The organism is Nodularia spumigena CCY9414, assembly GCF_000340565.2.
Classification (GTDB): domain Bacteria; phylum Cyanobacteriota; class Cyanobacteriia; order Cyanobacteriales; family Nostocaceae; genus Nodularia; species Nodularia spumigena.
Genome location: NZ_CP007203.1, coordinates 3,386,518 through 3,407,219, shown reverse-complemented (window position 1 = coordinate 3,407,219; position 20,702 = coordinate 3,386,518). Strand labels below are relative to the sequence as shown.

General features: G+C 40.4%; 21 protein-coding genes and 1 pseudogene. 12 read left to right on the top strand and 10 right to left on the bottom strand.

Going from position 1 to position 20,702, the window contains the following annotated elements:
• Positions 1-171: 171 nt before the first annotated feature.
• The 5 genes from NSP_RS14815 to NSP_RS14795 form a co-directional block, all read right to left on the bottom strand.
• Complete coding sequence (locus NSP_RS14815) at positions 172-696, bottom strand: Ycf51 family protein (RefSeq protein WP_006198003.1); 525 nt, start codon at positions 694-696, stop codon at positions 172-174.
• A gap of 88 nt (positions 697-784) precedes the next feature.
• Positions 785-1,132, bottom strand: a complete 348-nt coding sequence (locus tag NSP_RS14810; RefSeq protein WP_006198002.1) for a HepT-like ribonuclease domain-containing protein — start codon at positions 1,130-1,132, stop codon at positions 785-787.
• Entirely contained in the window at positions 1,119-1,460 is a 342-nt protein-coding gene (locus NSP_RS14805; protein WP_006198001.1) for a nucleotidyltransferase family protein, read from the bottom strand. Before NSP_RS14805 ends, NSP_RS14810 begins: the two co-directional genes overlap by 14 nt.
• Before the next feature lie 100 nt (positions 1,461-1,560).
• Positions 1,561-2,862 (bottom strand): O-antigen ligase family protein, encoded by a 1,302-nt coding sequence (locus NSP_RS14800; RefSeq protein WP_017804189.1) that lies wholly within the window; start codon positions 2,860-2,862, stop codon positions 1,561-1,563.
• The gene (locus tag NSP_RS14795) at positions 2,859-3,701 is read right to left on the bottom strand and encodes a YaaW family protein (RefSeq protein WP_017804188.1); all 843 of its coding nucleotides are present in this window, start codon (positions 3,699-3,701) and stop codon (positions 2,859-2,861) included. Before NSP_RS14795 ends, NSP_RS14800 begins: the two co-directional genes overlap by 4 nt.
• Positions 3,702-3,921: 220 nt before the next feature.
• Between NSP_RS14795 and NSP_RS14790 the strand changes: the two genes are divergently transcribed.
• Positions 3,922-4,953 (top strand): NAD(P)/FAD-dependent oxidoreductase, encoded by a 1,032-nt coding sequence (locus tag NSP_RS14790; RefSeq protein WP_006196941.1) that lies wholly within the window; start codon positions 3,922-3,924, stop codon positions 4,951-4,953.
• A 265-nt stretch (positions 4,954-5,218) separates the two neighbouring features.
• Here the strand turns inward: NSP_RS14790 and NSP_RS14785 are convergent, their stop codons facing one another.
• Both NSP_RS14785 and NSP_RS14780 read right to left on the bottom strand, forming a co-directional pair.
• Positions 5,219-5,632 (bottom strand): DNA methyltransferase, encoded by a 414-nt coding sequence (locus NSP_RS14785; protein WP_231859477.1) that lies wholly within the window; start codon positions 5,630-5,632, stop codon positions 5,219-5,221.
• 63 nt (positions 5,633-5,695) lie between these two features.
• Positions 5,696-6,544: a M28 family peptidase gene (locus NSP_RS14780; RefSeq protein ID WP_042202348.1), complete on the bottom strand. Its 849-nt coding sequence runs from the start codon at positions 6,542-6,544 to the stop codon at positions 5,696-5,698.
• Between the two features lie 317 nt (positions 6,545-6,861).
• On the opposite strand from NSP_RS14780, the gene dnaK reads away from it, so the two are divergent.
• Both dnaK and NSP_RS14770 read left to right on the top strand, forming a co-directional pair.
• Complete coding sequence (gene dnaK / locus NSP_RS14775; protein ID WP_006196938.1) at positions 6,862-8,949, top strand: molecular chaperone DnaK; 2,088 nt, start codon at positions 6,862-6,864, stop codon at positions 8,947-8,949.
• Between the two features lie 120 nt (positions 8,950-9,069).
• Entirely contained in the window at positions 9,070-10,065 is a 996-nt protein-coding gene (locus tag NSP_RS14770; RefSeq protein WP_006196937.1) for a DnaJ C-terminal domain-containing protein, read from the top strand.
• Between the two features lie 76 nt (positions 10,066-10,141).
• Here NSP_RS14770 and NSP_RS14765 read toward each other — a convergent pair whose 3' ends face one another.
• Positions 10,142-12,133, bottom strand: a complete 1,992-nt coding sequence (locus tag NSP_RS14765; RefSeq protein ID WP_006196936.1) for a DUF262 domain-containing protein — start codon at positions 12,131-12,133, stop codon at positions 10,142-10,144.
• A gap of 93 nt (positions 12,134-12,226) precedes the next feature.
• Between NSP_RS14765 and NSP_RS24245 the strand changes: the two are divergent.
• The 4 genes and pseudogenes from NSP_RS24245 to NSP_RS14750 all read left to right on the top strand — a co-directional run.
• Positions 12,227-12,421, top strand: a pseudogene (locus NSP_RS24245) (DUF4476 domain-containing protein); the annotation flags it as partial.
• Positions 12,422-12,562: 141 nt separating this feature from the next.
• The gene (locus NSP_RS14760) at positions 12,563-13,099 is read left to right on the top strand and encodes a J domain-containing protein (RefSeq protein ID WP_006196934.1); all 537 of its coding nucleotides are present in this window, start codon (positions 12,563-12,565) and stop codon (positions 13,097-13,099) included.
• A gap of 20 nt (positions 13,100-13,119) precedes the next feature.
• The gene (locus tag NSP_RS14755) at positions 13,120-13,386 is read left to right on the top strand and encodes a DUF3143 domain-containing protein (RefSeq protein ID WP_006196933.1); all 267 of its coding nucleotides are present in this window, start codon (positions 13,120-13,122) and stop codon (positions 13,384-13,386) included.
• A 49-nt stretch (positions 13,387-13,435) separates the two neighbouring features.
• Positions 13,436-13,849, top strand: coding sequence for a DUF1499 domain-containing protein (locus NSP_RS14750; protein ID WP_006196932.1), 414 nt, complete (start codon positions 13,436-13,438; stop codon positions 13,847-13,849).
• A gap of 89 nt (positions 13,850-13,938) precedes the next feature.
• Here NSP_RS14750 and NSP_RS14745 read toward each other — a convergent pair whose 3' ends face one another.
• Positions 13,939-15,027 carry a glycosyltransferase family 4 protein gene (locus tag NSP_RS14745; protein ID WP_006196931.1) on the bottom strand — a complete coding sequence of 363 codons (1,089 nt, stop codon included), beginning with the start codon at positions 15,025-15,027 and terminating at the stop codon, positions 13,939-13,941.
• 337 nt (positions 15,028-15,364) lie between these two features.
• Between NSP_RS14745 and NSP_RS14740 the strand changes: the two genes are divergently transcribed.
• The 5 genes from NSP_RS14740 to NSP_RS14715 all read left to right on the top strand — a co-directional run bounded on the left by NSP_RS14740 (position 15,365) and on the right by NSP_RS14715 (position 19,807).
• The gene (locus NSP_RS14740; RefSeq protein WP_006196930.1) at positions 15,365-16,090 is read left to right on the top strand and encodes an ABC transporter permease; all 726 of its coding nucleotides are present in this window, start codon (positions 15,365-15,367) and stop codon (positions 16,088-16,090) included.
• Positions 16,091-16,366: 276 nt separating this feature from the next.
• Positions 16,367-18,214: a bifunctional serine/threonine-protein kinase/formylglycine-generating enzyme family protein gene (locus NSP_RS14730; RefSeq protein WP_173403290.1), complete on the top strand. Its 1,848-nt coding sequence runs from the start codon at positions 16,367-16,369 to the stop codon at positions 18,212-18,214.
• Between the two features lie 77 nt (positions 18,215-18,291).
• Positions 18,292-18,732, top strand: coding sequence for a hypothetical protein (locus NSP_RS14725; RefSeq protein ID WP_006196928.1), 441 nt, complete (start codon positions 18,292-18,294; stop codon positions 18,730-18,732).
• A gap of 155 nt (positions 18,733-18,887) precedes the next feature.
• The gene (locus NSP_RS14720; RefSeq protein WP_006196927.1) at positions 18,888-19,262 is read left to right on the top strand and encodes an NINE protein; all 375 of its coding nucleotides are present in this window, start codon (positions 18,888-18,890) and stop codon (positions 19,260-19,262) included.
• Positions 19,263-19,276: 14 nt separating this feature from the next.
• Positions 19,277-19,807, top strand: a complete 531-nt coding sequence (locus NSP_RS14715) for a ComEA family DNA-binding protein (RefSeq protein ID WP_231859476.1) — start codon at positions 19,277-19,279, stop codon at positions 19,805-19,807.
• 183 nt (positions 19,808-19,990) lie between these two features.
• Here the strand turns inward: NSP_RS14715 and lepB are convergent, their stop codons facing one another.
• The gene (gene lepB / locus NSP_RS14710; protein ID WP_006196925.1) at positions 19,991-20,563 is read right to left on the bottom strand and encodes a signal peptidase I; all 573 of its coding nucleotides are present in this window, start codon (positions 20,561-20,563) and stop codon (positions 19,991-19,993) included.
• Positions 20,564-20,702 lie beyond the last annotated feature (139 nt).

The following is a 20,702-nucleotide window of genomic DNA, read 5'->3' as shown; positions in this document are numbered from 1 at the left end:
TTTTTTGCGTAATTTCTATTTTAATCTAAATCTCATGATTTTTGTATAGTGTAATACCAAAAATATATGTGATTTTGGTAACAAATAAATGGGTTTTTTCCCTGTAGTAGGGGCGGGTTAACAGATATCATTCAACATTAACGGGGATATTGGTAAACCCGCCCCTAGTTGCTATGAAGTAGCAGAATTAGGTAATTGATCGAATTTTTCCAAGTAAATTTCGATATCCATATCCGCATCTTCACGGCTAGCCAATGTGCGCTTAATTTGACCCAAGAACAGAGGTACAGAAACCCCTGGTTCAGGATGAATAACGGTGCGAGCGCGAATCGTTAGTTGATTGTTTGAGCGTGAACCTAAGCGACCGAAAGAATAAAGGTTACTAGCCGCTTGACGTAAAGTTGCTTCTAATTGGTAGGGGGTAATATTAGGTGATGTTGCAATTACAGTTTGTGTAGAAGCATTATCATAAACGAGAGTGTATTTTACAGCGCCTGGAATGACAGTGCGACTCAGAGGAACCAACGAGAGAGCAAATAAACCACCCGTCAGCACCAGCATAAAGCCAGTTGTACCTACCAGCCGAAAGCGGATACCCCATTTGAGTATAAAAGCCAGAACGGCGATCGCACCGAATACCAGAGTGGCGATACCCGACCATTGGGCATACTGAAAAAAGTCAGATGTTGTAAGCATACAAATGGGATACTTAGGCCTATTTTACTTGATGACGGACACATCCATTTTACCGAGTCGTTGCACTTGGGCGCGATCGCCTTTAATCTTACTCATCCTTTTTCGGTAATAAAGGTGCTAAACTCACCAGTAATGCTGGAATTTCCACCGAAACCACATCCCACAGTATATCCAGGTCGATATTTTTATAATCATGCACCAAGCGATCGCGCAAACCTGCAAGTTCCTTCCAAGGTAAATGGGAATGCTGACTCCGAAATTCATTTGATAATCTTTTGGTGGCTTCTCCCATGATGGCGACCGCGTACATCACTGCTGCGATAGTTTTTGGATCTTCTGCAAATTCAGCTTTCGTCATTCCCGATACAAACAAAATCGTATTGCAACTGTAATGATTGATATCGAGCAGGGATTCCAAATCTCTATTCATCTTCATAAATAACTTTTGCAGATGAAAGAATATTCTGTTTTCGGAGCCAATTATGACTCTGTTCAATAGTCGTTTTCCCCACTAAATCAACTTTTCGACTGAGCATTTTTTCTAATTCTTCTTCAGCATCAATTAAATCTGATAATCTCCAGCGAGTATTAGTTTTGAGGGCATACAAAAAATCCACATCGCTCTCAGCATTGAAATCATCGCGTAAAATTGAGCCAAATACTGATAATTCAACAATCTGCCAGCGTTGACAAAAGGATTGAATGGCATTCATTGGTAGGGCGATTGCTAATTGTTTAACTGTTTCTGTTTCTGCTTTGGTCATAATCTCTGTAAACAATGTGTAAACTTTATTTACTGGCTATCGAATTTGGAAAATTCTGGCTATAAAAGCAACTTTCCCGATTCCGTGTATAGAGATATGTTCATCTGTGGTCAATGAATTCTTCACCGTACCGATTCAAACGAGAACTGCTATACACAACTCCCCAAAGTGCAGAGAAAAACAACCACGAAATTGTATTTAGCCTAAAATCAAATAAAGCTACGTCTACGGTGTTGAATATCAGCCATTGTAAAATTACAACAATATAACTGAAAACTATCAATTTATCTTTTTTGTCTAGATAGTTGGGTTTCTGCAACAATTCCACACCTGCAAACCATATCCAAGCCAGACAGCCAAAAAATAAAAGTGCGCTTGGTAAACCAGTTTCAGCAGATAGCATCAAAAATAAGTTGTGGGGATGACCTAAATCAATTTGCATCTGTGCTTTGTAGAGGTCGCTAAAACTGCGTAAACCCCAACCTGTCCAGGGGTGCTGCTGTGTTAAAGACCAAGCAAACTCCCATTGAGTGGTTCGCATTAAAGCCACTGGTCTATCTGGATACATTTGATCATTTAACCGCGCCCAAAAGAAAGTCGGCACAAATCGCCGAAAGGTTTCAGCCATTGGTGATGGCGCGAAAGCTGCTAACAGGACGCTAGTAATTACACTGACAACACCAGCTATAATCAGATGCCAACCTTGGTAAAGTGCATAAGCTAAACAGGCAACGATCGCGATCGCCCATCCATTACGTGAGTCAGTTAAAATTAAAGCAACAAAGCTAGTAATTACCGACAGCGTTAAAAAAATTGTGGTAATTTTGGATCTTGATCGCCATTGTTCTAACAATAATCCTAATCCCAAGGTGAAGGCGATCGCCAAATAAGCCGCAAACAGGTTGGCGTGCATAAAAATAGCAGCCATCCGTCCTGGTGGATTTCCTCCAGGTGCGAGTCCTAAATCTAATAAAATCCACAAAACCTGTAACTGGAAACTCCAACCCCCAAACATCTGCCCAAAGCCCATAATCATCAGTGGTACAGAACCAATGACGAAAATTACCGCTATTTGCCGCAATTGGGCTACTGTCTGAATTAGAGTGCTGAGTCCAGCAAAAACTAGAAAAAATGGTAATAAATTAAACAAGCCCAGAAAAGCCTGTGTTTTATCATCAGCAACGCTACAACTAATAATTAGTAATACACTTAACAGAGCAAATCCCCAATTCAGGCGACTGTGGATAACACTGCGGTATTCTAATTGGCAAGTTCTTAATGCTGCCAAAAGGATACTCACACCCCCCACCAACGGACTCAAGGGAAAAATCAGGAGTCCAATTTGGGTAACATTCCAAGGGGTTTGTAAAAGAGGGTTGGGATGATTAAAAGCTAACTTCAAGCTGGTTCCCAATATTCCCCACGGGTGAGACGAATTTGTGCTAAAGCAAATATGGTGGGAATAATGCGACCATAGTTAGTAGCGATCGCTCTCCATCCTAAATCTGCAAAAAACCAAGTCCACATCACTGGCCCAATAAAGGTAAAAACGCTTCTAACAGCCCCATAACGAGCCGCATTCATCGTCATACCCCGTCGCGCCATTTGTAGAGCTACATAGCCTTTAAATTGGTTAGCAGCCGCTTGAGAACCAGCAATTGCAGTCTGTTGAGCTACTTGATATTTAGCAAAATGAATCGCAAATTGCCGGGCTATTTGTTGCAAAACCAACGGTTGAAGAATCGAAGTAACTGCCAAAGCGCTACCACCTTTCACAAGTAGTCCCAAAGGATCACGCTGCAATAACAATGGTAAAGGTTGTTTTAGTTGTGACTGAGACAACTGACGTTGCACCTGTTGATTTAATTTTTGTTTCTCATTTTCCGGCAATTTTTTCCACACCTGCCCTAATAGATGTAAAAATAACTCAGCTTCTAAATCAACGGTTGTCAGTTCAGCAGAATAGGGAATTTTGAGATACTTACATACTTGAATTAATGCTTGACGGTAAGTTACTTGACTTGTGCGCCCCCTTAATACCGTCATCCCATCTGCTGCTAAAAACCGAAATCGATTTTCTAATGTATCTAACCAAGCTTGATGATTTTGGCTTTGAACCTCTATCGGTTCAGGTGTATGAACATAATCTAGGGGATTAAATTTACGACTAAACAGAATTGCGGTTAAATCTTGCAATTCCTCTTCTGTCGCTAACTCCAGCGCCGCCCTCAGTTCATCCAATTTCCCTTCCTCTCTGTGTGCAGGCTTTATGTACTTTATTGTACTATTAGCAGTCATTGGTCATTTGTCATTAGTCATTGGTCATTTGTCATTGGTTATGAGTTCAGTATCCGTACTCACGAATAAATTATGACCAATAGTTCCTTAGTGCTACAAGCCGCCAGATAAATCTGTGGATGGAACAAAAATCTAAAATCTAAAATCTAAAATCTAAAATTGTATGACTGATATTGCTATAATTGGTGCCGGAATGGCTGGTTTAATATGCGCCCAACGGTTAACTGAGGCTGGATATTCGGTGTTGGTTGTGGAAAAGTCCCGTGGTTTGGGGGGACGACTAGCTACACGCCGATTATATGGAACTTGGGCAGATCATGGGGCTTGTTATTTGAAGCCTAAAGGTGAATTATTCGGAAATTTTGTGCAATTGTTGCGCGATCGCCATATCGTAGAAGTGTGGGCAAATCCGACTCAACTTGATTCAGCACCCCGTTACATTGTACCTGCGGGAATGAGTGCGATCGCCAAGTTTCTCGCCCAAGGTTTACAAATCCAACTAAATCAACGTGTCACAGCTATTAACCCCACACCTGAAAATAGTTGGTGTCTGACTCTGGAAAGTAACGAACAATTAACAGCGAAAGCCTTAGTTTTAGCTATTCCCGCTCCCCAAGCTTTGACACTGTTAGCACCATTGGGAGAAGCTGTATTAGGTAGAGAATTTATCGACAATTTGGGTTCTGTAGAATTTTATCCTTCTTTGAGTGCGATCGCTGGATATTCTGCCACATCCGTAGAACTACCACCTTGGAAAGACCGGAAATTTACAGATGATCCTGTTCTGGGATGGATTGGTTTAGATAGTAGCAAACGTCCCCACCCCCAGCAACCTGTATTTGTCTTGCAAAGTAGCGCTAAATTTGCCGAACTGCATTTAGAAACCCCAGATTTACAACCAGTGGGAAAAGATATATTGCAAAAAGCCGCTCAGAGGTTAGCGCTTCCTTGGCTAGAAACACCAGAGTGGATGCAAGTACATCGCTGGCGTTACGCTTTTCCTAGTCGTCCGTGGTCAAATCCGGTATTATCTGCCAGTTCTACCATACCTTTAGTATGTTGTGGTGATTGGTGTGGGGGACATCTCGCCGAAGACGCAATGATTTCTGGACTTGCTGCATCTGGGGAAATTAATAACTACCTGCGCCAGTTACCTCTACCCAATCTGGATTTTTTCCAATTATTTACCGAATAATTTCATCTATCGCCAGACAGGTTACTCAATGTTCTAAATAAAAATTTTGCGGCTCTCTTAAAAATAGGTACAAAATTGCAGTTATTTAGGATATGTAAACAGCAATTGATCAACAATTTAAATCAACAATATAGGAAAATTAAATTAATTGATTAATCTTTTTCTACTAGCTGTTTCTCTTGATATCTAATAACTTATGCTGCGTTTTATGTATTTTTTTGATCAAAAAAAAGATCTGTAAAAATCATCATTAAAATTGAAGACATCACATATTCTGTGTTGCACAAACTTCTTGATTTTGGATAAAAGAGGAAATAAAATTTATGCAAACAGTTATTCCTACAGGTAAAACTTCAATTCCTATAGTTTGCCAATTCAAAGCATTTGCAGCAAATAAAGATGACCCAGAACCAGAAAATGGATCGAGCATTATACCTGGTTGTGGCTGGAATTCTTTTAAAAGATAAGTAACTAAACGTTCTGAAAAACCTTCCCGATACTTGAACCAGGAAGAAAATGGAGACTGCTTATTAGCTTGAAAACTCACTAATGTTCTATCTAAATAACAATTGTGAATAATCTTGAATTTAAATTTTTCATACAAAGTAATTCTTTCAAAGGAAGAAGGAATAAATAGGGAATCTTTATCTAGTAATGATAAATTTGAATTTTTCGGCATTTCAATTGTTTGTATATTTTTCTGTTTAATTAGCTCTTGAAAAAATCGTAAATTCTCCAAACATTACAACCGCCGAATAGCCACTTCTAAACCTTCACAAACACCTGTGAGAAAATCTAAATCCAAAGTAGAAATACTATCACTCGATTTATGATAATGGGGATTCCTTAAAAATGCCGTATCTGTCACCATCATTGCTGGATAACCCAAATCCCAAAACGGCGCATGATCACTGAGCCGAGTTTGCGGCACAATTAAACCACGATTCGGCACAGGTAGCCACTGACTAGGTACACCAACTTGGCGAATATGGCGACTCATCCCGATTAAGTCGCTGATTGTGCGTAAATTGCCAATTAAAGCAATAAAATGACCCTGATTGGGATAAAACCGTTCTAGAGGAGATGGATAACGTTGAGAATTAGGGGTAAAATCACGATATCCCAACATTTCCAGAGATATCATTAAACGCAGAGGTTGCCGTTGTTCATGTAACAAAGCTGCATATTCAGCACTACCCAGCAACCCATATTCCTCCATATCAAAAGCTACCAGCCGTAAAGGATATTTAATGGGTTCAGCCGCAAATTTTTTGGCTAACTCCAACAATACCGCTACACCTGTAGCATTATCATCCGCCCCTGGTGTCCCTGGTACACCATCGTAATGAGCCGCAATTAAAATTGGCGGTAAATCTTTTTTTGTCCTTCCAGCTTGACAAGGTAAATTGAGGATGAGATTGTTACAGCTTTTACCACGTACTAAAAAGGTGTGGATTTCCACACTTTCCCATTGGGCAAATTCTTGACGGATGTATTCTTGAACAAAAAAATGCCCAGCCGTCGCCATGTAAGGATCGCGTTCTCGTGCTATCTGCCGCAGATGATTTAGTAATCGCTCTTTTAAAATCAAAGCTTTAAAATAGTTGCAGGATCAACTTTTTCTGACAGGAGAAAGGGAAAAGCAACATTTATCAGGGTGGATTTCCCAACTTGAACAAACGGTAAAGCTTAGTATTTGCCGGATCAGATTTGAGCTACTTGGACATACTTAGCATTCCCAATGTTATCCTAGTCTTGCAACTAGCTACTCAAGCTTAAACTCCTCTACTTCTTACCCTAATCATGACTATCATATCATTGAAGTGTTTTCATCCAATAGCAAACAGCTAGAGGTAGTCCCGCATAATCATCATAAAATTACAAGACACGCTAGGAGAAGAGTAACGCATGGGCAAGGTAGTCGGCATCGACTTGGGTACAACCAACTCAGTAGTCGCCGTAATGGAGGGTGGTAAGCCGGTGGTGATTGCCAATGCAGAAGGAATGCGAACCACCCCCTCTGTTGTCGGTTTCAGCAAAGAGGGCGAAAGGGTTGTGGGGCAAATGGCCAGACGGCAAACCGTTCTCAACCCCCAAAATACATTTTTTGCAGTTAAACGCTTCATTGGGCGGCAGTATGGTGAACTCAGCCCAGAATCGAAGCGTGTACCTTATACGATCCGCAAAGACGAATTAGGTAATATTAAAATTCCCTGTCCCCGTCTTAAAAAGGATTTCGCCCCGGAAGAAATTTCGGCAATGGTGATGAAAAAATTGGCAGAAGATGCTAGTCGCTATTTGGGTGAAGCGGTGACAGGGGCAGTAATTACAGTTCCTGCTTATTTTAATGATTCTCAACGACAAGCTACCCGTGATGCTGGCAGAATTGCCGGCTTAGAAGTGTTGCGGATTCTTAATGAACCTACAGCCGCTTCTTTGGCTTATGGATTAGATAGAGGTACGACTGAAACTATCCTCGTTTTTGACTTGGGCGGTGGTACTTTTGACGTGTCAATTTTGGAAGTCGGCGATGGCATTTTTGAAGTTAAAGCTACCAGTGGAGATACTCAACTAGGTGGTAATGACTTTGACAAACAAATAGTCGATTGGTTAGCAGACCAATTTCAAGAAGCTGAAGGGGTAGACTTACGCCGGGAGAGACAATCTCTACAACGTCTCATGGAAGCTGCGGAAAAGGCGAAAATTGAACTTTCGGCGGTCAGCGTCACTGAGATTAACTTACCTTTTATCACCGCCACAGCTGATGGACCAAAACATCTCGAAACTCGCCTGACTCGTTCTCAATTTGAAGGTTTGTGTATTGACTTAATTAGTCGTATCCGGACACCAGTCAAACGCGCCCTCAAAGATTCTGGACTCTCTCCTGTAGATATTGAGGAAGTGGTGCTAGTTGGTGGTTCGACACGAATACCCATAGTCAAGCAGTTAGTGCGAGACTTAATTGGTATAGAACCCAATGAAAATGTCAATCCTGATGAGGTTGTAGCCATCGGCGCTGCCATTCAGGCAGGTATTTTGGCGGGTGAAGTCAAAGATGTGCTGCTTTTGGATGTTACGCCATTATCTTTGGGATTAGAAACCATTGGTGGCGTGATGAAAAAACTGATTCCCCGCAATACTACTATCCCAGTTCGCCGTTCTGACATTTTTTCTACGTCAGAAAATAACCAAAACACTGTGGAAATTCATGTAGTCCAGGGTGAGAGGGAAATGGCAGCAAATAACAAGTCACTGGGACGTTTTAAGCTCTATGGTATCCCGCCAGCGCCCAGAGGTATTCCCCAGGTTCAGGTATCTTTTGATATTGACGCTAATGGTATTTTACAGGCAACAGCTGTAGATAGAACTACCGGAAGAGAACAAAGCATCACGATTCAAGGTGCTTCGACTTTGAGTGAATCAGAAGTAAATCGGATGATTCAGGATGCTCAAAAATATGCCGATGTTGACCGAGAACGTAAAGAAAGGGTAGAAAAGCGGACTCGTTCTGAGGCTTTAATTTTACAAGCTGAACGCCAACTCAGAGAAGTGGCATTAGAATTTGGAATGCAGTTTGCTCGCAACCGTCGCCAGCGCATTGATGGTATTTGTCGAGAACTGCGGGAAAGTCTCCAGGAAAATGAAGACCGGGGCATTGATCAAGCCTATGCTGACTTACAAGATGCTTTGTATGAACTGAACCGAGAAGTCCGTGAGTATTATGCTGATGACGAAGACGAGGACTTGTTAGGGACGATTCGTGACATTTTTACAGGAGGCGACAAGGAACGCGATCGCGATCGCGATTTTTCCCGTGATCCATATCGAGAACGTGATTCCCGTGATTCTTATGGCAGGGACTACAACAGAGACTACGATAGGAACTACGGCAGAGATAGCCGTTCCCCAGTCTACGACGACAGGCGTTCTGCTCGCAAACCCACGCGACCAACCTACCAAGATAACTGGGATGATGATGATGATGATTGGTTGTAGTTAATCAATTTTAAATTTTAGATTTTGGATTAAACTGCAATCTAAAATCCAAAATCTAAAATCCAAAATTCTTTAGTCCCCAGTCCCTATTACTAAAATTAAAAGTAAAATAATTGAGCTATGCAAAATTTGCAGAATTTCCGCGATTACTACGAAATTTTAGGAGTAACTAAGGATGCATCCGGCGAAGAAATTAAAAAGGTATATCGGCGGTTAGCAAGACAATATCACCCGGATCTGAATCCGGGAAATAAAGAAGCAGAGGAAAAGTTTAAAGATATCGGTGAGGCTTATGAAGTCCTTTCTGATGCTGCTAGGCGATCGCAATATGACCAGTTTAGCCGCTACTGGAAGCAAAAAGGCTTTGTGAGCAACAAAGCACCCAAACCTAAAAGCTGGGCTGGTTCCTCAAATGGTCGCAGTAGCGCTAAAGATGTCGATCCCGGACAATTTAATGATTTTGAAAGCTTTATTAATCAAGTTGTCGGTGTAGGGGGTCGTAGAGACAGCAGAAATGGGGGTAGTAGCACCAAAACCGATCCCTTCCGTTCTCCTAATAGCCGGGTGGAGTATACAGTTCCCAAAAGCCCACCACGCACACCCCGCCGAGATATTGAAGCGAGATTAACTTTACCCCTAGAAAAGGCTTATCAAGGTGGTAAAGAACGGATTAGACTAGAGGATGGGCGATCGCTCGAAGTAAATATGCCCCCAGCTATGGTAACAGGTCAAAGTATCCGCTTACGAAACCAAGGTATTAATGGTGGCGATCTTTACTTAAAAATTACCGTAGAACCCCATACCCAATTTAAACTAGATGGGTTCAATATATTTTGCCAAGTCCCCGTGACTCCCTGTGAAGCAGTTTTAGGAGGACAAGTAGAAGCACCTACTCTCGATGGCCCAGTAAAAATGACCATCCCCCCAGGGGTCAGGACTGGTCAAAGATTGCGTTTAGCTAATAAAGGCTACCCCAACGAAAACGGTAAACGTGGCGATCAATTAGTAGAAATTCAAATTGTTACGCCCAAAAATATCACATCTGAAGAACGCGAACTTTACGAAAAATTGCGGGAAATAGAAACCTTTAAACCCCGCGCTGATTTATTAACTTAAGTGAAGTTAACACTCCCCTGCCTCAAGCTGTTTGCTTCAGCGTCTCATTAGAGAGGGGATTTTACTATCTACCTAACTAAATATTTGCTTTTTCTGAGTAATCTATATCCCACTCTTCCGTCGAAAGTTCTGCTGTTTCTATAGCTCTTAAACAAAAAGTATAAATGTCTTTTGATGATAAATTCACCTCAATAAAAGCTCCATTTTTCAGGTGACGAGTACTCCGAAAGTCTTTTTCATCCCATCCCACAAAGCGCGGGAAATTTTGCGTAATGTCTTGAAATCGCTCAGGCTCTAAATCGGCGATTTCGTTTAATGTAATTTCTAAAACATCTCGCCAACTTTTTACAGAATGTTCTTTTCCAAATATGCGGAGTCCTTTGGGAATATTACCCGACCTACTGCTTTTAGAGATTTTTACTGATTCATTACCAAAATAGCTCCAAATTTGCAAGGCAATTTCTGCAAGATATACCGCCCGTTCTTCAATATCCTCTTTGCGCCAATAAATCTTATGATCAAAATACTTATTTAATTCCAGATGACTGTTTTTAAACTGTGTTTTTTTAGCTAAAAAGTCATGATTAGAAAGGTCAGAATTGTAAGCCGTCAGTGTAAGATTGCCTAAAGAATGAACTAATAATTCATGTGTTATTTCCCCACTTTCTCCTAAATGTTCTTTCCACCATTTATTTAGGGTTTGTGGCATAATATGTTCAATTGAAAGTTTATCAAAAGATACCTGTTCCTTATGCTGAAAGGATTCTTCAATAGACTCTAAAATGAGTTTTGCCTTCTCAGAACGATTACTTCCCCCATAAAGCTTTACATCCATTAATCTCGTTTTAAAGTCAACATCCTTGGGATAATCACGAATCTGGAGCGCTAACTTTAATCTTTCTACAAAACTGTCAGAAACTAAATTAGTATCTTTACTAACTTGTGAGTAAAGTAATGCGAAAATTCTATTTAGTCCTCTGGTTTGAATATTACAAACAAATCTGCGAATAATAAAATTTTCAATAATTTGCAGAATCGCAATAAATTCTTCTTGGGTAATTCTATATTTCACCCAATCATCATAACAGTTCAATAAGAAAGGATAGACAGTAGAAACTTCTAAACGATTCAGACGATTGAGATATTTACGAACAGTTTCATTGACTTCGCGCTCCGGATGCAAAAGTCTTGCATAGTATTCCGAAAAAACCCATAAATCTTGAAGGTATGAAAGCGGGTCGCCTTTGCTAATGCGCTCCTTGATTTCAAAGTAAATTTCATTGTTCTTGACATCTACACCGCTTTTAGTCAAGTAGTGACGAATAAAGTCTGTTAGACTCTCTCCTAAAATACGTTGCATGGGTTGCCAATATTTTTCATAAACAGATTGCTGGCTCTCCACATCAATTCGCATAAAGAAATAGTTACGTATCAGGTCGGCTTGAGTCAGAGGTCTTCCCTTAGCATTTAAATTTTCAAATACTAAATAGGGATCATCTTCATTGCTGAGTACAACACTGACAATTGAGAGATTGCTACATATAACCTTTTGAATTTTGGCAAATTCTAACTGGCTTTGTCGAATTTTTCTTTCAAAAAATTGATAACATTCAGAAATATTATTATCATCAATAGGTGTTTTTTTATTAATAATATGATGAAATGGCTCACGATCTAATTGTGTGGGCTGTAGTTTGAAATAATCTAAACCTTTTTCATAGGGATTAACTAGAATGGTATTATCAATTTTTGCTGCAAGTTTTGGGTTTCCAGACTGTTCTGCTTTATCTCGCAAAGCAGAGAGAAGGATAAAAATTGTTGTTAAGCGTTGTTGACCGTCAATTAGTAAGTATTTGCTAACTCCTTCAGGCATTGATGCAGTTGGCATGGTGACAACGGAACCCATAAAGTGAGGACGAGGATGATCTATTGTGCAGAGTTCGCGAATATCATTCCACAACACTTCCCACTCAGGTTTTTTCCAGCTATAAGCTCGCTGAAACAAGGGTACAATGTACTGCTTTGTGCCTTCAATAATTTGTTGTAATTTAGTTTCTGATGCTTGCATTTGTGACAGCTACCCGATAATCTGAAATCATCCTAGGGTTAAAGTTAAAATTATACGTTTAATATGTAATAATTTGGGAGTGCGGTTCCTCACAACTACTTTACAGCAGCCCAAGCTACTGAGATTCTCAAGGAGATAAAATTTTCCAGGGATAAGGTAACGGTGGCGGTGATGCTATATCCCCAAGTTGTGGATCGTGGTAACTGGTTTGTGGTTGAGCAGGCTTTTACTTTCGATAGCGATCGCCGGGAACTGCGCCGTCAAATTGCTAATTTATCTGCTCAGTAATTGCCAAAAATGGCAGAAATATCAACTAGATTCTATTCCCCCGATGAAGCTGGGGGTTGAAATTATGAAGTTTTGCGGCGCGTCCATTCATAAAACTATTAAAATATAAAAAACTGAATTTGAGCAAAGTGAATCAAAACCGTGACTGAAAACGGAACAAAGCGACAAATCAGCAAGAATACAACATATTACGGACTGCTAGGACTGCATCCCTCAGCATCGGTGATTGATATTCGTCGCGCTTATTGGGAACTGAGTAAACAGTATCATCCAGATACTACAGAATTACCTGCTACGGTTGCGACTAGCAAATTTCAGCAAATTAATGAAGCTTACGCCACTCTCAGCAGTCCAGAACGGCGTTTAAGTTATGATACCAAAATTGGCTATTCTCGGTTTGGGGTAATTCAAGCACCAACGGATTTAAACCATCCGGTGCGTCAACCCTACGATTACTCCAAATCAATGTATCTGGATGCGAGCGATCGCCCCTTATCTGCCGGCGAAATCTTTGTATTATTTGTGTTAGGCTTAACTCTGGCAGGTTGTGTATTAGTTGCGATCGCTGTTGCTGTGATTCGTGGTGAAAGCAATATCCCAACCCAAGTTACCCAACCACAAATTAGCCATATTTCTCAAGTCTCCACCCCTGGACAAGTGAAGATTATTGAATTTTGAGTTGTTTTTTGTAATTTTCTATGCTTACTCCCGACACACCTTTATATAGTCATCCCTTACCACAAATTGAAAAGTGGTTAAAAGAGCAAGGCTGTCAACAAGATGAAAATGAGCTACATTGTTGGCGTGTACAGCGCCCTAATTGGGAAGCTCAACTGTGGCTTGATGTTGAGCAAATTACAGTCAGATATATCAAATCTGGGGAAAATGACCAAGAAATTCAACGCTCGTTTAAGTATTCTCTCAGCCGGGAAGATATAGAACAAGCTGTATTTTCTGGACCATAAAATTGAGTATTAAAAATGTGTATTACTATTGAATAAAAGTTAGTACGTTATGGTTTTTGCAGGGAAACGTCCGCAGAATTTAGGTGTTAATAACGGTAAATTAGCATCTTGTCCTAATTCACCCAACTGTGTTTCTAGTCAAGATACAGATCCAGAGCATATCATTTCACCACTGACTTTTACATCTAATCCCCAAGAAGCGATCGCCGGAGGCGGGGCTTTGCCCATCGCCAATCTCAAAGCAATCATACAATCCTTACCCAGAACCAAAATAATCACCGAAACAGAAGATTATTTATATGCCGAATTTAAAAGTGCTTTAATGGGATTTGTCGATGATGTAGAATTTTATCTAGACCGTCAGGCTAATGTCATCCAAGTGCGTTCAGCCTCACGCTTAGGTCAAAGCGATTTGGGTGTTAATCGTCAAAGAATAGAAACAATTCGCGCCAAATTCAAATAATTTGCTTGTCCATTGCTAGGTAATTGGTAATGAGTTCTATCAGTTCCCCATTCTCAATTACCTATAAATATTACTTAAAATCAAGCATCTCAGGAATTACTACTCATTCCTAGACTAACCACATCTTGGATATAAGCATTTTTAGCAGATTGTGCTGTGAGAATTTGCTGATAAACCGCCTCATAACCATCAGTCATATGTTGCAGACTAAAGTGATTTTTGACATACTCTCGGCAAACATCACGGTCTAACTGGCTTACCTGATCAATAGCAGTCACAAAATCTGCCACATTATTGCAAAGAAAACCCGTTTTTCCGTGTTTAATCACTTCCACAGTAGACCCTAGTTTCATGGCAATCACGGGTGTACCTGCTGCCATTGATTCTACCATAACTAACCCAAAAGGCTCACGCCAAGTGATGGGGAAAAGAGTGGCGATAGCACCTCCCATCAGGGCATTTTTTTGGACATGATTCGCTTCACCTAAATACTCAATTTGCTGACCATCAATTTGGGGCTTGACTTGTTGCTCAAAGTATTCTGTGTCAACCACATCTACTTTCCCGGCAATTTTTAAATGATAACCTGTTTGTTTAGCAATGGCGATCGCTAAATGTGTACCTTTCTCTGGAGATATCCGCCCTAAAAACGCCAAGTATGGAGGATTATCAGGTTGGGGATGAAATTTATAACTGTCAACATCAATGCCATTGTAAACCGTTGCTACATAGTTTAACCCTAATCTGAGTTCTCTCTGGGCGTTGGAAATACTCACAAAAGGTTGATGTTTAGCATATTGAAATATCTTTTCGTTATCAGGGGTAAAAACACCGTGTAAGGTGTGAACCGTCGGTGTTTTAGTCAGATTCGCGTAGGGTAAAGCCGGACAGCACACATGGGAATGAATAATATCAAATTCCTCCGCCCGTTCATAGACAAAGCCTAGTTGTAGCATTTCATATATGTTATGTTCCTTGACATCTGGATCGAGACGTAAAGCACGGGGATGAACGGATACAAGCTTTGCCAAACTAATAGAATCTCCTGAAGCAAATAGCGTGACTTCATGTCCCCGTCGAACTAATTCATCAGTTAGTAATCCTACAACTAACTCAATGCCCCCATATGCTGGAGGCGGTACTCTCTCAAGTAATGGGGCAATCTGAGCAATTCGCATTACAAAACTCCTGCAAAATAAGCTGAAAACGAGATATATGTCTGCTGTTTCACTAAGTGCCTGTGAAGGATTTAATTAGCACTTTGAAATCAAAAACAATACCAATTTCATAAACACTTTCCTTTAAATTTTATTACGTATCTCCCATATAAAGATATTCCTCTCAAGAAGTAAATCCCCAATTCCCACTCTTGACAATATTAAAATTTTAAGTTATACAGAACACGTTCATCAGTTATAAAAAATCACAAACATCATAAACGTGCATATTTCTCCATCTAAAACAAAACCGCGTGTCTCCTGGCAGGCGGTTTTCACAGTAATTTTATCTATATTTATGTATTTGCCTATACTGGTGCTTGGCTTTTATAGCTTTAACCAGTCGCCCTACAGTGCAACCTGGCAAGGATTCACCCTCGATTGGTACTACAAATTATTCAGCGATGAGCGAATTTTATCAGCTTTGAAAAATAGTTTGATAGTGGCTTTTTGTGCGGTGGGTATTTCGGCTGTGTTGGGAACCTTAATGGCGGTAGGATTGGCACGTTATCAGTTTTTGGGGAAGAATTTGTATCGCGGTATTTCTTACCTACCGTTAATTATTCCAGATATTGCGATCGCAGTTGCTACTTTAGTATTTCTAGCAGCCTTTGCCATCCCTTTGAGTTTGTGGACAATTATTGCTGCTCATATAGTATTTTGCCTAGCTTATATTGGAGTTGTGGTTTCTTCCCGACTGACAAATTTAGACCCCAACTTAGAAGAAGCAGCACTAGATTTAGGCGCTACACCAATACAGGCATTTATTCAAGTATTACTACCGCAGTTAACGCCTGCTATTATAGCCGGCTGCCTACTAGCCTTTGTATTGAGTTTAGATGACTTTCTCATTGCCAGTTTCACATCAGGTAGCGGTTCTAACACCCTACCAATAGAAATTTTTAGTCGCATTAGAACAGGAGTCCAGCCTGATGTTAATGCCCTGAGTATTATCCTAATTACAGTCTCTGCAATTGTCGCCTTTATCGCGGAATTTATTCGTGCTTTTGATAACAATAAATAATCTGGATAATGTACACAATTAACAGGATAAAAAACCCTTGACAAATTCCAGAGTTTCACAATATTATTTCTCTTGTGATCAAAATATATAATCTCAGAAGTACTCCTATTTAAATAGTACCTAGAACAGAAAAATCAATAAAATGTCTGCATTAATCTTTTCCCCTATAAGTATATATGCAGATTTAGCCTTGTTCAGGTTTATTTGTCTAGATATGTATTCTGAATTTGATATTATTGGGGCTAACTTTGGATAAGATGCTATTTCCTCCTCATTATGCAAATTTGCCAAAATCCCAATTGCTCGAATCCATTCAACCCTGAAGGGAATATATTTTGCATGAGTTGCGGACAAAGCAACTTTGGCAAATTCCTGAGAAATCGCTATCGCGTATTGAGGCTTTTAGGTGAAGGCGGATTTAGCAGAACTTATGCAACTGAAGATGTAGATAGACTGAATGCTCCTTGCGTCATCAAACAATTTTTTCCTCAAGTTCAAGGAACAATTCAACGAAATAAAGCCGCCGAATTTTTCCGAGAAGAAGCATTTCGGTTGTATGAACTAGGAGAAAATCATACTCAAATTCCCAGATTATTAGCTTATTTTGAACAAGGTTCCAGCTTGTATCTTGTCCAAGAATTTATTGAAGGAAGAACCCTTTTACAAGAAGTTCGACAAAAACCCTTTACTGAAGAGCAAATTTATCAACTTTTAACTGATTTATTACCAGTTCTCCAATTTGTTCATGCTGCTAAAGTTATTCATCGGGATATCAAACCAGAAAACATTATTCGCCGTGACAGTGACGGTAAACCAGTATTAATTGACTTCGGGGGTGCAAAACAAGTAACACAAACAACTTTAGCCAGACAAGCTACAGTTATTTATACGATTGGTTATGCGCCATCTGAACAAATGGCGGGATTTCCTTGTCATGGAAGTGATTTATATGCATTGGGTGTAACTTGCGTGCGTCTGTTAACGCAATGTTTACCAGTACAAAATACTTATGGAGAAATTAATGATCCTCTTTATGATGCCATGAATGGTAATTGGTTATGGCAAGAAGAATTACAGAAAAAGGGGATTACTATCAGCGAAGAATTAAGCCGAATTTTAAATAAATTATTAAAACATTTAGCGAGTGAAAGATATCAAACAGCAACAGAAGTAATTAACGATTTAAATTCTCTGAAAAAATCGGTATTTGAACCAAAAATTGTCGATATTTCTGTACCTAAATTAATCAAATTACCACCACCAAAGAAAGTCACACCTCCATTACCCCCCTTAGAAACCTTTGAATTTGAAGTAGTTACAGTAGACACAGCAGGTAGAGAAGTTAACCGTGATTTCCCTACAGCCAAGTTTTTTGCCGAAAAATTGAGCCAAACCGTAACACTAAAAATGGTATCAATTCCCGGCGGTAGTTTTATGATGGGTTCGCCAGAGTTTGAAGGAGATGCTGACGAACGTCCTCAACACGAAGTGATTCTCAAACCATTTTTTATGGGTAAATATCCCATAACTCAAGCTCAATGGAAAGCCGTAGCCGCTTTACCTCAAGTTAAACAACCTTTAAATCCTTATCCCTCAAAATTTAAAGGACATAATCGTCCTGTAGAAAATGTATCTTGGTACGAAGCTGTAGAATTTTGCGCCAGACTCTGGGAAAAAACCGGACGTGAATATCGTTTACCCAGCGAGTCGGAATGGGAATATGCTTGTCGCGCCGGAACTACGACATCTTTCCACTTTGGCGAAATGATTACTACTAATTTAGTTAATTGTAGTAGTGATACTTATGGAATGGATGTCAAAAGCAAATACCGCAAAGAAACAACCGATGTCGGCAGTTTTCAGGTAGCTAATGCCTTCGGATTATATGATATGCACGGGCTGGTGTGGGAATGGTGTGCTGATACTTGGCATAATAATTATCATGGCGCACCTTGCGATGGAAGCGCTTGGGAAGTCGGGGGTGATTTTTATCGGCGGTTATTACGTGGCGGTTCTTGGAGTTTTAGTGCAGAGCTTTGTCGTAGTGCTAGCCGTAGTTGGAATGAGTCTGATGGTGGTTTGAGAATATGCGGTTTTCGGGTGGTATTTTCCGCAGCTTCTTAGTACCGGAGTGAAGTTAAAAGTTAAACATAAACAATACCTATTTTGTTTGTCAGAGTATATTTTTTGAGAAGAGAATCATGGTCAAGAATGTGCGGGTAAGGGCATATACCAAAGTTACCAAATGGTACAATTTAATCTACGTATCACTCATTACTGTAAGTTCGATCATTGTTTTGATATGTACCGCATTAGGGATATATACAGATGTCTCTGTTGTCGAAGTATTACGTTTAGTTACGGTTATATTAGCTGGAATCCTTGCAGTATTAGGAATAGCTCGGCAGAAGCTATGGGCAAAATGGTTAGCGATTGCCATCTATGGTTTATATATTTTCTTAGCAATCGAAGGCTTGGTGAATTCGTTTTTAGCAGAGGCTGCCTTTAAACTGTTCATAAGCTCCAATATATTGGTGGTTTCAAGGGTAGGGCGTGTAGTTGCAATAGTTACATCATTAATAGGAGTTGTACTGTTACTGAAAAAAACACGACCAAAAGAAGGTTTAGAAAAAACAGAGTGAAGTTAATCAATATTTGAATCAAAAGATACTGAACTTTTACAACCACTCGTCCCAATTTGTCCGCCAATGTAAGGGAATCAATACCAACACCTGGTGTTTTGCGGCAGTGGCTGTTTTATTCTAGAAATTGTGGTAGAGCTAGGTTGATGGGGAATATGTTAACTAAACGCAAAAGTCGCAGTATTGCAGCAATTTTAGCTTTATCCGGGACGGTGACTATTTCCGGGTTACATAAGTTTTATTTGGGACAACCTTTGTGGGGTGTGTTATATGTTCTGCTGTCTTGGACTCCTATCCCCAAGGTAGCCAGTGCTATTGAGGGAGTTTGGTATCTAGCGCAAGATGAAGCGGCTTTTGATCGTCATTTTAATTTGGGTAAGTCCGCAGTTAAGCACTCACCCCAAACGAGTCATCAGGTGGAGGCGATCGCTAAGGCTGTGCGTGAGTTGGATACTCTGCGTCAAGATGGATTGATTTCTGAGTACGAATTTGAGCAAAAGCGCCGCCAGCTGCTAGACCAAATTTCTTGATGTCAGCAAAAAATATGAATTGGTTACCTTTAAACCCCAAGTTGCAAAAACTCCGCGCTAAACTCCTCAATGACCCTTATTATCGCTTACAGTCTGGGGAGGAAATTCAATTGGCGGTAAAGTTGGGGATGCGGATTGATGCTAATCAGGCGACTGTGGATGATTGGTTACGGCTACCTGGTTTGTCAATTCACCAAGCGCGATCGCTTGTGGAACTTTCTCGCTCTGGTGTTAAATTTTACTGTATTGAAGATGTGGCGGCGGCTTTAGCTCTACCGACTCAGCGATTAGCACCATTACAGCCTCTGCTCAATTTTATTTACTATGACAACGAATCTCTCGATTATCCTAGTCAGTTAGTTAACCCGAATACGGCTACGGTTGAGCAATTAGTGCAAATTCCTTTTATGGATGTGTCTCTGGCGGAAGCTGTGGTACAAAATCGGCTATCAGCTGGGAGTTACCGTAATTTGGCTGATTTCGGGCGACGGTTGGATCTTCCTGGGGAGGCGATCGCCCAGCTGATGTATTTTTTACGCTTTTGATACAATACACCAACCTCACCCCCGACCCCTCTCCTTACTAAGGAGAGGGGAGAATTGGACATTTTTCGGAATCTCAGGGATTTACTGGAATTTTAGCAAATAAACAAATAAACGAACCACAGAGGCGCAGAGAACACAGAGAAATCAGGAAGAGAGAGGTTTATTTTGTTTTATTTGTCAATCCTAAATAAAGCCTATGCGATCAGGAGGCCAAAAGCGAAATGCTGCCCGACCAATGATATTTTGTCTCGGTAAAAATCCCCAGTAGCGAGAATCGTTACTGTCGTTGCGGTTATCTCCCATGACAAAAAACTGCTCTTCTGGGATTTGGACGGCGGGAAATGGTTGATTTGGCGGTTCGGCTATGTAGTTTTCTTCTAAGGCTTCTCCGTTCAGGTAAACTTTACCGTTAGTCACGTTGAGGATTTTACCTGGGAGACCAATGACGCGTTTAATAAAGGCTTGGTCTACTGGATATCCCCGGCGTTGCAGTTCTGCGGGAGGCTGAAAAACAATAATATCTCCAGCTGCGGGGGGGTGAAAACGATAGGAAACTTTTTCTACTACCAAGCGATCGCCTGTGTGTAAAGTCGGTAGCATGGAGTCTGATGGGATATACCGGGGTTCGGCGATAAATGTTCTAATTAGGATTGCTAAACATAAGGCGATCGCAATCAAAGTTAGATTTTCTTGCCAACTACTCCATCCTTTAGATGAGGTAGCAGCTGGTTTTGCATCACTTTCGTGAGGAGTCATAAAGATTTCAGCCAGTTCAAACAGTGGGACGAATACCTTGATTATTTTGACGCTAAAGGTATGCTTTTGACATTCTCACCCATTCCCAGGGTGAATATTTGCTTTGTTTACACTTTTGTGTGAATGAAAGCGTCTGTTA